The sequence below is a fragment of the Mycobacterium sp. DL99 genome (assembly GCF_004762045.1).
GTDB lineage: Bacteria > Actinomycetota > Actinomycetes > Mycobacteriales > Mycobacteriaceae > Mycobacterium.
Map to the genome: position 1 here is coordinate 4657186 of NZ_SJOM01000007.1, position 13396 is coordinate 4670581.

Below are 13396 nucleotides of genomic sequence, written 5' to 3' on the forward strand. Positions count from 1 at the left end.
CCTCGAGTCTGCACCTAACCGACGGCTCTTTGAATCAGGAACGCGAAGACTCCCAAAGACGGGATATTTCCGACGGCACGTTCTCGGATTTGACGCCGGCCCTGGTCCATCCGCCGTGGCTGCCCGGAGCGATCCGGTAGACCCCTGCATCACCCGAATACACCCAGAGCTGTTCGGGCTCGGTGGACAGCCAAGTGATCATCACGCCCTTGTCGGCGCTGTACGAGGAATGGTCATGGAAGACCTCTTTGCCGGCCTTGTCCCGAACCACCACCACCCAGGGCTTCTCCCCTTTGTCTTCTGGCCCCTGCTCGGCGAAGGCGGTGTACGTGCCAGACGGAGAGGCCTGGGCATGGTCGGGGGTGACAATCGAAGCGGCAGCGCCATCGCCTTTGCCGCAGCCCGCGACAATCGCCATCACTGCCAACATCGTCGCGATCAACCGCTTGCTCACGTGTATCGGTACCCTTCCGCGCCGACCAATGCGCCGTCCGCCTTGGCGGCCTTGGTGAGATGGAACGATACGGTCTGGCCGCCAGGACCGATCAGCCAGCCGCGCTGCCTACAGAAACGGTCGATTGCCGTAGCGGTCGAGCGAGACGAATTCTCCGACCGGCCGACGTGTCGTCGGCCCGTACTTGCCCTTCGGCCAGCCCAGCGGGATGACCGCACACGGAGTGACGTTCCACGGCAAGCCCAGGGTGCGCCGCGCCAACAGCTTGCTCCACAACGGCATGGTGATCAGTGCTGCACCCAAGCCAGATGCACGTGCCGCCAGCAAGAGGTTTTGCACCGCGGGAAAAATAGAACCGTAGGCACTGCTCACCGCCACCGACGGCCAGAGCGGAATGACACCCTTGAGGCAGGCGACGACTACGACGGGGATCTCGTCGAAATGATCCGCCTGCCATTGCACGGCCTTCTCGATCCTCAGCATCTGGTCATCCATGCGGCGGACAACGACGCGCCGGTAAATCGGGCCGCCGAACTTCAAGGCCCGTCGATTCAAGCCGCCGAGTTTCGCGACGACCTCGCGGTCCTTGACGACGATGAACTCCCAATTCTGTGCGTTTGAACCCGTCGGCGCCTTCATCGCGAGTTCCAGAATGTGAAGCACGAGTGCATCATCAACGGGCTCATCCTTGAGCCGACGGATCGCCCGTTGAGTACGCATCGCCTCTTCGAGCGGCATGGCCAAGGGCTCGTGCTGCGTCATGGCCACAATTTCAGCACGACCGGTCTCTCCAGCGGGCATTCTCGGGCGAATGCTCGGTCCTTTGGGTGGCCCACCGAAGGCATGCGATGTCAGAGGCACCTGTTAGACAGTCCGGTTCGGTTCAACCCACCCGCACGAGGAGATGCCATGTCCGTCGAAGTCGGCAGACCAAAGTTGATAAGTTCCATTCACCAGCCGATCAATTGATCAATTTGCTTTACGCCGAGTATTGGGCCAGCGCATAGGGGGCGCGTCGTGACCAACTTTGCTTTCGTCGGTGCCGCCGACTGGCCAGAGATCAATGCCGACTGCGCGCGCGCCGAAAGCTACCTCAACTCTGACCCGCGCTCAGCCTGCTTCTACAGCCGACGTGCCGTCGAGCAACTCGTCGGCCTGCTGTACGACGTCCTGGCGCTGCCGCTCCCCTACAAGAACGACCTGTCGGCACGCATCAACGAGCCGCCATTCCGCTCCAAGGTTCCGCCGGCGATCGTGCAGAAACTGAATCTGATCCGTAAAGCCGGCAATGCGGCCGTGCACGAACAGAAACCGATCGCGCCGAACATCGCGCTGGCTGTCCTGCGCGAACTGCACCACATCATGGTGTGGGCCGTCTATCACCACTCGGCCTATCCGAAGGCCGCTCCGCTGAAGCTGCCCTTCGACCCGAAGCTGGCCGCCAAGGCCGCTCCCCTGAGCCGCCAGGAAGTGGCCCAGCTCGCCGAGAAGTTCAAGAAGCAGGACGAAGCCCACGCCAAGGCATTGGCCGAGAAGGACGAGCTTGCCGCCGCGCACGAGGCTGAGATCGCCGGGCTGCGTGAGGAAATCAAGAAGGCACAGGCCGCCAACCAACAGCCTGACAACCGTGACTACACCGAGGCCGAGACCCGCGACACCTTCATCGACCTGATGCTGGGCGAGGCCGGCTGGCCCTTGGCAGACGCCAAAGACCGGGAGTACAAGGTCACCGGCATGCCGCCCGACAACGGCACCGGATACGTCGACTATGTGCTGTGGGGCGCCGACGGACTACCCCTTGCAGTGGTGGAGGCCAAACGCACCTCGAAGAGCCCGCACCTCGGCCAACAGCAGGCCAAGCTGTACGCCGACTGTTTGGAGGCCATGACCGGTCGGCGCCCGGTCATTTTCTATACCAACGGCTTTGAGCATTGGATCTGGGACGACGCGGCCGGCTATCCACCGCGGGACATCCAGGGGTTCTACACTCGGGACGAGCTGGAACTGATGGTGCAGCGCCGCTCGACGCGCCAGCCGCTCACCGACGCCCCGATCGATTCGGCGATCGTCGAACGCCACTACCAACACCGCGCCATCCGGGCCATCGACGAAACCTTCACGGACAAACGCCGCGAAGCCTTGTTGGTGATGGCCACCGGGTCAGGTAAGACCCGCACCGTCATCGCCCTGGTCAAGCAGCTCATGGAGGCCAACTGGGCCAAGCGGGTGCTGTTCCTGGCCGACCGCACCGCGCTGGTCACCCAAGCCGCGAACGCCTTCAAGGCGCATCTTCCCGACGCCACCACGGTGAACCTGTTGACCGAGAAGGTCACGGACGGGCGCGTGTACGTCAGCACCTACCCGACGATGATGAATCTCATCAACGACACCAGCTCGGGGACAAGGAAATTCGGACCCGGCTACTTCGACCTGGTGGTCATCGACGAAGCCCACCGCTCGGTTTACCAGAAGTACCGGGCCATCTTCGACTGGTTCGACTCGCTGCTGGTCGGCCTGACTGCGACCCCGAAGGACGAGGTCGACCACAACACCTACCGCCTCTTCCACCTCGAGGACGGAGTGCCCACCGACGCCTACGGACTCGACGACGCGGTCAAAGAGGGCTTCCTGGTGCCGGCCGTGGGAATCTCCGGCGGCACAAAGTTTCTCGACCGTGGAATCCGCTACACCGACCTGTCCGAGGACGAAAAGGACGAATGGGAATCCCTGGACTGGGGCGATGACACCCCCGACGAGGTCACCTCAGAAGAGGTGAACAAGGTTCTGTTCAACGAGAGCACCGTCGACATGGTGCTCGCCGATCTCATGGCCAAGGGACATCGCGTCGCAGCCGGCGACCGCCTGGGCAAGACCATCATCTTCGCCAAGAACCGCGACCACGCCGAGTTCATCGCCCGCCGCTTCGACATCCAATACCCGCACCTGGCCGGACATTTCGCACGGGTCATCACCCACGGCATCTCGCACGCACAATCGCTGATCGACGACTTCTCCGTCGTCGACAAGGCCCCGCACATCGCGATCTCGGTCGACATGCTCGACACCGGCATCGACGTACCCGAGGTCGTCAATCTCGTGTTCTTCAAGCTGGTCCGCTCGAAAACCAAGTTCTGGCAGATGATCGGACGCGGCACCCGCCTGTGCCCCGACCTGTTCGGCCCGGGGCAGCACAAGCAGAACTTCTACGTCTTCGACTACTGCGGCAACCTCGAATACTTCAGCCAGGACCTGCCCGGCTCACCCGGGTCGTCGCAGAAATCGTTGAACCAGAGGTTGTTCGAAACGCGACTCGGATTGATCACGGCGCTCGATCACCTGCAGCCGCCGACCGATCCCGATCCGCTCGAAGGGCAGGGCACCGAAACCGACCGGGGTCTACGCGTCGACGTGGCGTGGTCGCTGCATCGCGTCGTTGCCGGTATGACGCTGGACAACTTCCTGGTGCGGCCGCACCGTCGACTGGTCGAGCAATACGCGCAGTGGGAGCCCTGGGCGGGCGCGCTGAGCAGCGAGACAGCCGCCGACGTCGCCGAATCCCTGGCCGGATTGCCGTCGACCCACAAGGACGACGACGAAGACGCCAAGCGGTTCGACATGCTGGTCCTGCGACGCCAACTCGCCCAACTCGAAGGCGATGCCCTGGCCGCCGAGCGGTTGCGCGAAAGGATCCAGGACATCGCCTCAGGCCTGTTGAACCAGACGGCCATTCCCTCGATCGCGGCACAGCAGGAGCTGCTCGACGACGTCGCCGGCGACCAGTGGTGGGTCGACGTCACGCTGCCGATGCTTGAGCACGCACGACGCAAATTGCGTGGGCTGCTCCGCTTCCTGGAGAAAGCCAAAAAGGTGGTCGTCTACACCGACTTCGCCGACGAACTCGGCGAGTCCGCCCTCGTCGACCTGCCGGGCATCACCCCCGGCACCAACTGGGAACGATTCGAACTCAAGGCCAAGGCCTACCTCAAACAGCACCAAGACCACGTCGCGCTGCAACGTCTACGCCGCAACAAGCCCCTCACCACCGCCGACCTCGCGGCACTGGAACAGATGCTCGTCGACAGCGGCACCGGCGGGGCCGATGACATCGCACTGGCCAAAGAACAGTCACACGGGCTGGGATTGTTCATCCGCAGATTGGTGGGCCTGGATCACGGGGCCAGCGTCGACGCCTTCTCCGCTTTTCTCGACGGTGCCAAGTTCGGAGCCGACCAGATCCGGTTCATCAACCTAATCATCACCGAGCTCACCGCCAACGGCGTCGTCGAACCCGCCCGCCTGTATGAATCCCCGTACATCGACCACGCCCCGACCGGCCCCGACGATGTGTTCCCCGAGACCGATGTCGACAACATCGTGCAGATTCTCAACACCGTGAAGGGCAACGCGGTACCGGCCGACGGAGTCGCTTAGTCAATCCGGCGACCATGCCGCACACTCTCTGACGTGACAACCCAGGATCGCCTCGCCAGTTGGGAACACCGCGCGGAGTGGCCGCTTGCCGCGGTCGCCGGGGTCTTCCTTGCCGCCTATTCGGTCGAGGTACTCGTCCAACCTCGCGGCCTGGTCGCGCACGCCGTCACTCTGGCCACCTGGCTGTCCTGGGCGGCGTTCAGCGCCGACTACGTGGCACGGCTGTACCTGGCCCCTGACCGCAGGCAGTGGTTCGTGCGCCATCTTGCCGACCTGGCGATCGTGCTGCTGCCGCTCTTGCGGCCGCTGCGACTGCTGCGTCTCGTCGTGCTGATCGGTGTGATCCAAAAAGCCGTCGGCCACGCGATCCGCGGCAAGGTCATCCTCTACACGATCTCGGGTGCGGTCCTGCTGGTCTATGTCGCCTCGCTGGCCGTGCTGCAGGCCGAGCGCGGTCAACCCGACGCCCACATCACCGATTTCGGCGATGCGATCTGGTGGGCGATCACCACCATCACCACCGTCGGCTACGGCGACATGTATCCGGTGACGACGACCGGGCGAGTCATCGCCGCGCTGTTGATGATCGGCGGGATCAGCCTCGTCGGTTCGATCACGGCGACGATTGCGTCGTGGATCGTGCAGACCGTGGCGGATGATGACGCTGCCACAGCAGCCGCGACGGCGGCCCATATCAATGATCTGCGGGCCGAGATCGCTTCGCTGCGGGAAGACATCGCCCAGTCGAACCGGACCGCGGAGACCACGCCGTGACTGTCGCTCGGCGTGTGCGGCGTCGCCTCAGTACGACAGCAGGTTGTCTCTGAACAGCTTGTGCTCGTAGTGCGTCCTGGTCAGGCCACGGCGCTGAAGCTCGGGCACCAGACCGTCGACCACCTCGATGACGTACTTGCGGGTCAAACGCATTCCCGGGGCGGTGATCAGGAAGCCATCCCCGCCAACCTCATCCATCAACGCCTCGAGGCGATCGGCCACCGTGGCCGGGGTGCCGACCAGCGCATCCTCCGTCGACAGGTAGGCCGCCGTCAGCTCCCGCAGGGTCTTCCCGCTGCCGCGTTGCAGGAAGGCTTCCAGTGATCCGCGTTCGCCGTTGGTCTGCAGATCGTCGGGTAGCGGCTTGTCGAGATCGAACTTGGTGAAGTCGATCTCGACGATTGCCGCCAGATGCGCCAACGTCTTCTCCAGGTAGTACTCGTTGTTCACCAATCGGTCGAGTTTCGCGCGTGCCTCCGCATCGGTGTCACCCAGATGCGGGGTGATCAGGAACAGCACCTTGATGTCGTCGGGTTTGCGGCCGTATTCGACTGCTCGCCGGCGGATGTCGTCGCGGTAGGCGATCATGCCTTGCGGATCGGCGGCAGTACCTACCACCGTGTCGGCATACTTCGCGGCAAAGTCCTTGCCCTGAGGTGAGCCACCCGCCTGAGCCAGGACCGGGTGGTATTGCGGCGACGGCACCGTGTTCAGCGGCCCGCGGCTCTTGTAGTACTGGCCTTCGAAGTCGATGGTGTGGACTTTGGTGTGATCGACGAAGGTGCCGGTCTCCCGGTCCCGGACCACCGCGTCGGGCTCCCACGAATCCCACAGCGCCCGAACCAGATCGACGTATTCGTGGGCGCGTGCATAGCGTTCGTCGTGGCGAGGCAGATGGTCGAGTCCGAAGTTCTGCGCCGCCCGGTCTTCGGCTGAGGTCACCATGTTCCAGCCCACCCGCCCGCCGGTCAGGTGGTCCAGCGTGTTGCACAACCGGGCCAGCAGGAACGGCGGATAGAAGGTCGAGGACAGCGTCAGCACCAGCCCCAGATGTTCGGTGACGCTGCCGAGTAGCGGGATCAGCGGTGCGGGATCGAGTTTGGGCGAGTGCAGCGCGTGCTTGAGTTCGCGTTCGAAGGTGCCGCCGTAGGCATCCGACACCATCAACTTGTCTTCGAGCAGCAGGTAGTCGAACTTGGCGCGCTCCAGGTGCTGAACCAGCTCGACGTAGAAGCTGCCCGACCAATCCTGGCCCCCGGTGGATCCCCACTGTTCATTCCATCCGTCGACACAGAAGTTGGCGAACCAGCCGAGGTGAAATCTGTTGTCACGCGACATTGTTGAGTCCTTCGTCGAAAGGGTTGATCAGGCCTGGCCGTCGAGCAGTCCGTGCTCCAGCGGCGGGCGGTGGGGTGCGGGCACTTCCGCGTTGAGGCTGCCTTCGCTGCGCTGGATGGCAGCCAACTCAAGGGTGAGGTCGAGATTGCGGCTGACGGTGTAGTACGCCACCGCGGACACCGTGAGACCGGCCAGCCAGGAGATGTCGATACCGCCGAGCAATGCCCCAAATGTGCCGGTGAAGAAGGGAAGTACGGCGAACGGGATCATGGCGGCGAATCCCAGGAAGTACGCGGCGATGCCACGCCAGGACCATCCGCCGTAAACGCCGTCCGGGGTGAACAGGTCGGTGATGGCGTATTCGCCGCGGCGGACGAAGAAGTAGTCGGTCAGGTTGACCGCCGTCCACGGCACCAGAAGGAACAGCATCAAAGACAACGCGTTGCTGGCGGCATTGATGACATGATCACCGAACGGCAACGCCACCACCAGGTAGAAGGCGATGGTGGCCGCGGTGACGGCGATTCGAAGCGTAGGAGTCGGCCGGAATCGCCGGACCAGATCAGCGCCGGTGAGAAATTGCAGGGTCACGCTGTAGGCGGCGGTGGCGATGCACACGATGAGAGTGGCGGCCGAGGCCAGCGCCAATACCGCACCGAATCCGTGAAACACGTTGTCGCCCGCATCATGCAATGCCACCAGCGCGTCGTCCGCGTCGTAGTGCGCAGACAACCAGGCACCCAGCGAGATCAGCCACAATGCGGAAATGCCCGCTCCGACATACACACTGGAGATCAACGCCCGTGAGGATGTCTTCTCGGGAAGGTAACGGGTGTAATCCGAGACGATCGGTGCCAGCGCAATGTTGTAGGCAGCCGAGACCGCGAACACCGTGAAGAACGCCGAAGCGACGAACCCGTGCTCGCTCGCCGACGGCGTCGTCCCACCGGCGTGGCCGAACAGCACCGCCAAGGTGAACACCAAAACCAACGGGACCGTCACATAGAACACCAACCGCGACAACCGGTGCAGATGGTCGTGGCCCGCGACGGCGAACAGACCGCCGGCGATGTTCACCACCAATCCGACGACCACCGGAGACCATCCGAAAATCTGGGCCAGCCCCTGCGCGGTGAGGATGGTGTAGACCACCCCGAATGCCAGGTAGCAGGTCAACGACATCCCTACGACCACGATCACGCCGTAGAACCCGAACTGGGCTCTCGACTGGATGATCTGTGGAAGGCCCAGGCGCGGGCCTTGGGTGGCATGGAAGGCCATGAAGAATGTGCCGATCACCAGGCCGAGGGCGGAGGCCAGGATGGCCCAGCCCACCGACAGGCCCAGTGCCGGTCCGGTGAACCCCAGCGCGATGGTGAAGAAGCTCCAGTTCGCGATGAAGAACAGTGGGCTCACACGCCATGGTGTGCCGTGGCGCTCGGCCGGGGTGATCCAATCGATCGAGCGGTTCTCGATGGCACCGTAACGGCGCTCAGCCACGTCGGTGGTGGTGGTCTGGCCGACTCCGGCCCGGGTCTCAACTGACACGAGCGGAGATACTTGTCCACGAGCCGAGTTCCAGACAGGCATCGGGTCGTTGAGATTTTATTGGTCCGGGCTCGACACTGGTACCGCTGGTGCGGCCACCGACCATGAAACCTGTATCGCAAATGAAGAGTGCGGGCGGTGGGATTCGAACCCACACGCTCTCTCGAGCACCGGCACCTAAAGCCGGCATGTCTGCCGTTCCATCACGCCCGCAAGGGTCCTGATCCTACCGGTCTGTCGATTGCCGAGTCTGTCAGTGGCCATCAATGTCGTCGAGGCATCACCCGTCGAGAGGGGTACGTAATTCGGTCGGCAGACGAGTTCTACAAGGTTCAGCAGCTCATCACGGCTGGCATGAACGACTGCGCTATCGCCCGGCACACGGGCATACCCCGTCCAACCGTGCGGGACTGGCGCAGCCAACCACCCAAACGATTGCAAGAGCCGGCATCGTCACCATGCGGCGTAGATCATGACTTCGGTGCGCTGCCCATCTCCAGTTATTGCTATCTCCTCGGCCTCTATCTGGGAGACGGCGACATCTCGCGTAACAAGCGCGTCTGGCGGCTACGGATCACGCTCGACAAGAAGTACCCAGCAATAATCGACCGATGCCGCCAGGCCGTTGAGATTGTCATGCCCGGTCAACACGCAGGTCTCGTAACTAAGAAGGGTTGCGTCCAAGTTTCGCTGTATTCCAAGCACTGGCCATGCCTATTCCCCCAGCACGGGCCCGGCAGGAAGCACAACCGCCGCATCGCTCTCGAACCCTGGCAGCAGGATCTCGTGGACCGATCCACCGAGGAGTTCGTGCGCGGTCTGATCCACAGCGACGGTTGCCGGGTGGTCGCGAACGACCGCGGCGTCAAGAGCATCCGGTACCACTTCACGAATCACTCGGAGGACATCCTCAACCTGTTCACCGCCGCGCTGGACCGGCTTGGCATCCCGTGGACGCGTTCCACCAAGTACGTCGTCTCGATCTACCGCAAGGCCGCCACGGCTCGTCTCGACGAATTCATCGGCCCCAAGGTCTAGTCGGACGGAAGCACCTGACCCGACATGTCGATCAGTCGGTCGTGCTCGTCGAAACGGAACTCGGCATGCCCGTCGGGCAGCGTGAGCCGCAGGCTGCCCGATACATCCTTGATCGGCACTTCGCGCAACGCCGCCCACGTGTACAAGCTGCGGGGCGCGACCGGCAGGGCCTGCAGCGCCTCGCCGACACAGCGCAGCAGTCGGGGCGCGCTCGGCGCGGGCAACTGCAGCCGATCGTCGGTCAGCACAATCACGCCGACGATCCCACCGTCGAGCATGAAGGTGTAGCAGGGCACCAACCCGAGATTCAGCGACGCGATGGCACCCATCCGCCACGCGAACTCTTGCGGTGTCGCGTCGCCGAGCGGCACCTCCGCTTCGCTCAGTTCGGAGATACCGTGCACCTCGCCGCACTGGCGGAGCACGGCGCTTCCGTATTCGTCCGGGCGCGGGAAATCGGGGTTCGCCCATCCCCACTGCCACATCCCCCGTTCCGCCGAGGCAGCGCCGAGCAGCTCGCTCCGTGCGACGAAAGGCGCCACGCCACTCGTCGAGGCCAGCGAAAACTGATGGGTTTCGGCATCAAAGCTCCAGCCGCCGTCGTAGGGTGTGCCCTCGCCGATGAGGTCCGAGAGATAGGCCTGAGCCTCGGCCTGAACAATCGCAGCATCGAGCAGCATGTCTGGGAGCACGCGAAAAGCCTAAGTGCCGATCACCGCCCATCCTGGCACGTATTTTCGGCCCTCAAGACCCGCGCCGTACCATGGACGAATGTCCACTACACGGCGTAGGAGACCAGCGCTCATCGCACTGGTCTGTCTCGGCGCCGCCGGCTGCCTGGCGCTGGCCTGGTGGCAGTGGACCCGTTACGAATCAGCCTCGGGCACCTTCCAGAATCTGGGCTATGCCCTGCAGTGGCCGATGTTCGCCGGGTTCTGCTTCTACGCCTACTACAAGTTCGTCCGCTACGAGGACGCTCCGCCGGAGCGGCCCAGCGGCGACGTCACCGAGATTCCCGCAGGCTTGCTGCCGGAACGCCCCAAGGCCACGGCGGCGGCCGCCGGCGACCAAGAACTCTCCGAGTACAACGCCTACCTTGCCGAGCTGGCCAAGTCCGACGCCCAGCCCGAGAAGAAAAGACAGGACCGATAGATGACCGCACCAGAACCGGGCGCCGAGGTCACGCCGGTTGTTTCGACGCCCAAGGAGACCCTCCGCAAGGCCCTGCTGGGCTACCGCGTGCTGGCTTGGACGACGGGCATCTGGCTCATCGCGCTGTGCTACGAGATGGTGCTCAAGTACATCGTCCAGGTGGACAATCCGCCGAGCTGGATCGGCATCGTGCACGGCTGGGTGTACTTCATCTACCTGCTGTTCACGGCCAACCTCGCAGTCAAGGTCCGCTGGCCCATCGGCAAGACGATCGGTGTGCTGCTCGCGGGCACGATCCCGTTGCTGGGCATCATCGTCGAGCACTTCAACACGTTGGATCTCAAGAAACGCTTCGAGCTCTAGCCGCCGTCGAGCCATGGCTCGCGTTCGTAACGCTGTGGCGGCCCCAGCGCGAAATCGCCGCCGCCACGTTACGAACGCGGCGCCACCGCTAGGACCCCGCCAACTCCCGCAGCGCCGGCACCAACAACGCCAGCGCCCGGCCGCGATGCGATACCGCGTCCTTCTCGGCGGGTGACAGCTCGGCGGCCGTCACAGTAGATCCGTCAGGTAGAAACACCGGGTCGTACCCGAACCCGCCTTCGCCGCGGGGTTCGTGGGTGACCGTGCCGGGCCACTCGCCGCGCACCACGGTTCGGCCAGACGCGGACACCAACGCACACGCCGACACGAATGCTGCGCCGCGACGGGCGTACGGCACATCGCCCAGCTGCGCCAACAGCAACGCGGTATTGGCGGCGTCGTCGCCGTGCCTCCCGGACCACCGCGCGGAGAGCACCCCGGGCATCCCGTTGAGGGCGTCCACGGAAATCCCGGAATCATCTGCCACACAGGCCAATCCGGTGGCACGAAAGCCAGCCGCAGCCTTGGCCAGTGCGTTGTCCTCGAACGTCGCACCGGTTTCGGGCGCCTCGTCGTACGGAGCGACATCGGCCAGGGACACCAAGTCCAGTCCGGTAATCCCGGCGGCATCGAGCACCCGCCGCAGCTCGGCCAGCTTCTTGGCGTTACGGCTGGCTACCAGTAGCGAGGGCACTAGCTTCCGAACGCCTTCTTCGGTGCCGGGCCCTCCGGAAGCACGCCCGGATACGGCAATTCCAGTGCCTCGCGCTGGATCACGAACAACTGCTCGCAGGCGCCGAGCGCGGCGTCGAGCATCTTGTCCAGCGTGGACCGTGGGAAGGTCGCGCCCTCGCCGGTGCCCTGGATCTCCACCAGGGTGCCGGTGTCGGTGGCGACGACGTTCATGTCCACCTCGGCGCGGGAATCCTCGACGTAGGGCAGGTCGACGCGGACGCGTCCGTCGACCACGCCCACCGATACGGCCGCGATCGCACACGACAGCGGGCGCGGATCGGAAAGCCGCCCGGCCGCGGCCAGATACGTCACCGCGTCGGACAGCGCCACGTAGGCGCCGGTGATCGCCGCGGTGCGGGTACCGCCGTCGGCCTGCAGCACGTCGCAGTCGATCGCGATGGTGTTCTCCCCCAGCGCACCGAGGTCGATGCACGCACGCAGCGAGCGTCCGACCAGACGACTGATCTCCTGGGTGCGGCCGCCGACGCGGCCCTTGACCGATTCGCGGTCCGAGCGATCGTGAGTGGCGGCCGGCAGCATGGCGTATTCGGCGGTCAGCCAGCCCTGCCCGGAACCCTTACGCCAGCGCGGCACGCCTTCGGTGACCGAGGCGGTGCACATGACGCGGGTCTGACCGAACTCCACCAGCACCGAGCCGGCGGGATGCGATGTGAAACCGCGGGTGATGGTTACCGGGCGCAGCTCGTCGTCGAGACGACCGTCTTCTCGCTTGGACACCCGCCAACCCTAGCGGGTCAGCCCCGGGTGACGTCGAAGGTCTCGCCGCTCAGCACGGCGTGTACTGGGCCGTCGAACTCGGCCTTGGCTTCGCTGATCACGTCCTCGCGTGAGGTCCACGGTGGAATGTGGGTCAGCAGCAGCTCGCCGACGCCGGCTTCGGCCGCCGCGCGGCCCGCCTCGGCGCCGGACAGGTGCAGATGCGGTGGTCGGGACGGATCGTGCGTCCACGACGCCTCGCACAGGAAGACGTCGGCCCCGCGGGCCAGGTCGACGAGTGCGTCGCAGTACCCGGTGTCACCGCTGTAGACGAGCGTCGCCCCGGACGGATCGGTGAAACGCATGCCGTAGGACTCGGTGGGATGACACACCAGCCGTGGTGTGACGCTGAGCGTGCCCAACTGCACCGGGGAGCCGTCCTCCCAGTTGCGCACCTCGAAGATGTCGGTGAAGTCGTCGATCTCGCCGCCTTCGGGTGACGACGCCGCGCCCAGCCGGGCCCACGTGTTGGCGGGTCCGTACATCAGGCCGCGTTCGGTGGCCGGGATCGGGTGGTACCGCCGCCAGACGAACAACCCGGGCAGATCCAGGCAGTGATCGGCATGCAGATGCGACAGCAACACGTTGACCGAATTCGGATCGGCGTAGCGCTGCAACGCACCCAGGACGCCACCGCCGAAGTCGACGACCATCGGAATCGTGTCTGGTGCGGTGACGAGATAACCGGAGGCTGCCGAATCCGGGCCGACAACGCTGCCGGAGCATCCCAGGATGGTCAATCGCACAGTGTCTAGCTTGCCATGCCCGATGTGCGCGTTGCCAAGA

General features: G+C 64.4%; 13 protein-coding genes and 1 tRNA gene. 5 read left to right on the forward strand and 9 right to left on the reverse strand.

Annotated elements, in window-relative coordinates; translation table 11 throughout:
* Nucleotides 1-34: 34 nt before the first annotated feature.
* A complete protein-coding gene (locus EYZ64_RS22695) occupies nt 35-454 on the reverse strand; it encodes a hypothetical protein (RefSeq protein ID WP_210115555.1) in 420 nt (139 codons plus the stop codon).
* A 108-nt stretch (nt 455-562) separates the two neighbouring features.
* On the reverse strand, nt 563-1216 hold the full coding sequence (locus tag EYZ64_RS22700; protein WP_286175097.1) for a nitroreductase family protein: 654 nt from the start codon (nt 1214-1216) through the stop codon (nt 563-565).
* A 255-nt stretch (nt 1217-1471) separates the two neighbouring features.
* Here EYZ64_RS22700 and EYZ64_RS22705 point away from each other — a divergent pair, with 255 nt between their 5' ends.
* Nucleotides 1472-4885: a DEAD/DEAH box helicase family protein gene (locus EYZ64_RS22705; RefSeq protein WP_135456915.1), complete on the forward strand. Its 3414-nt coding sequence runs from the start codon at nt 1472-1474 to the stop codon at nt 4883-4885.
* Between the two features lie 33 nt (nt 4886-4918).
* Nucleotides 4919-5659 carry a potassium channel family protein gene (locus EYZ64_RS22710; RefSeq protein ID WP_135456917.1) on the forward strand — a complete coding sequence of 247 codons (741 nt, stop codon included), beginning with the start codon at nt 4919-4921 and terminating at the stop codon, nt 5657-5659.
* Nucleotides 5660-5686: 27 nt separating this feature from the next.
* On the opposite strand, the gene EYZ64_RS22715 is transcribed toward EYZ64_RS22710, so the two are convergent.
* The 3 genes from EYZ64_RS22715 to EYZ64_RS22725 form a co-directional block, all read right to left on the reverse strand.
* On the reverse strand, nt 5687-6997 hold the full coding sequence (locus EYZ64_RS22715) for an NtaA/DmoA family FMN-dependent monooxygenase (RefSeq protein ID WP_135456919.1): 1311 nt from the start codon (nt 6995-6997) through the stop codon (nt 5687-5689).
* Between the two features lie 27 nt (nt 6998-7024).
* Entirely contained in the window at nt 7025-8545 is a 1521-nt protein-coding gene (locus EYZ64_RS22720) for a purine-cytosine permease family protein (protein WP_286175098.1), read from the reverse strand.
* A gap of 130 nt (nt 8546-8675) precedes the next feature.
* Nucleotides 8676-8758, reverse strand: a tRNA-Leu gene (locus EYZ64_RS22725).
* Nucleotides 8759-9331: 573 nt separating this feature from the next.
* Here EYZ64_RS22725 and EYZ64_RS22730 point away from each other — a divergent pair.
* The gene (locus EYZ64_RS22730) at nt 9332-9583 is read left to right on the forward strand and encodes an LAGLIDADG family homing endonuclease (protein ID WP_135456923.1); all 252 of its coding nucleotides are present in this window, start codon (nt 9332-9334) and stop codon (nt 9581-9583) included.
* Here the strand turns inward: EYZ64_RS22730 and EYZ64_RS22735 are convergent.
* Entirely contained in the window at nt 9580-10275 is a 696-nt protein-coding gene (locus tag EYZ64_RS22735) for a DUF6882 domain-containing protein (protein WP_135456925.1), read from the reverse strand. The two genes, EYZ64_RS22730 and EYZ64_RS22735, sit on opposite strands and share 4 nt — an antisense overlap.
* A gap of 79 nt (nt 10276-10354) precedes the next feature.
* Between EYZ64_RS22735 and EYZ64_RS22740 the strand changes: the two genes are divergently transcribed.
* On the forward strand, nt 10355-10735 hold the full coding sequence (locus EYZ64_RS22740) for a hypothetical protein (protein ID WP_135456927.1): 381 nt from the start codon (nt 10355-10357) through the stop codon (nt 10733-10735).
* On the forward strand, nt 10736-11098 hold the full coding sequence (locus tag EYZ64_RS22745; protein WP_135456929.1) for a DUF3817 domain-containing protein: 363 nt from the start codon (nt 10736-10738) through the stop codon (nt 11096-11098).
* An 88-nt stretch (nt 11099-11186) separates the two neighbouring features.
* Here EYZ64_RS22745 and rdgB read toward each other — a convergent pair whose 3' ends face one another.
* The 3 genes from rdgB to EYZ64_RS22760 are packed head-to-tail and all read right to left on the reverse strand — an operon-like array spanning nt 11187 to nt 13356.
* Nucleotides 11187-11792 carry an RdgB/HAM1 family non-canonical purine NTP pyrophosphatase gene (gene rdgB, locus EYZ64_RS22750; RefSeq protein WP_135456932.1) on the reverse strand — a complete coding sequence of 202 codons (606 nt, stop codon included), beginning with the start codon at nt 11790-11792 and terminating at the stop codon, nt 11187-11189.
* A complete protein-coding gene (gene rph, locus EYZ64_RS22755) occupies nt 11792-12571 on the reverse strand; it encodes a ribonuclease PH (RefSeq protein WP_003880216.1) in 780 nt (259 codons plus the stop codon). Before rph ends, rdgB begins: the two co-directional genes overlap by 1 nt.
* A 17-nt stretch (nt 12572-12588) precedes the next feature.
* Nucleotides 12589-13356 (reverse strand): cyclic nucleotide-degrading phosphodiesterase, encoded by a 768-nt coding sequence (locus EYZ64_RS22760; protein WP_135456935.1) that lies wholly within the window; start codon nt 13354-13356, stop codon nt 12589-12591.
* Between the last annotated feature and the right edge of the window lie 40 nt (nt 13357-13396).

Bases quoted from the DNA above. Each gene is read 5' to 3' on its own strand.
- EYZ64_RS22740 (WP_135456927.1), top strand. From the start codon at position 10,355: ATGTCCACTACACGGCGTAGGAGACCAGCGCTCATCGCACTGGTCTGT.
- EYZ64_RS22745 (WP_135456929.1), top strand. From the start codon at position 10,736: ATGACCGCACCAGAACCGGGCGCCGAGGTCACGCCGGTTGTTTCGACG.
- EYZ64_RS22715 (WP_135456919.1), bottom strand. From the start codon at position 6,997: ATGTCGCGTGACAACAGATTTCACCTCGGCTGGTTCGCCAACTTCTGT.
- EYZ64_RS22700 (WP_286175097.1), bottom strand. From the start codon at position 1,216: ATGACGCAGCACGAGCCCTTGGCCATGCCGCTCGAAGAGGCGATGCGT.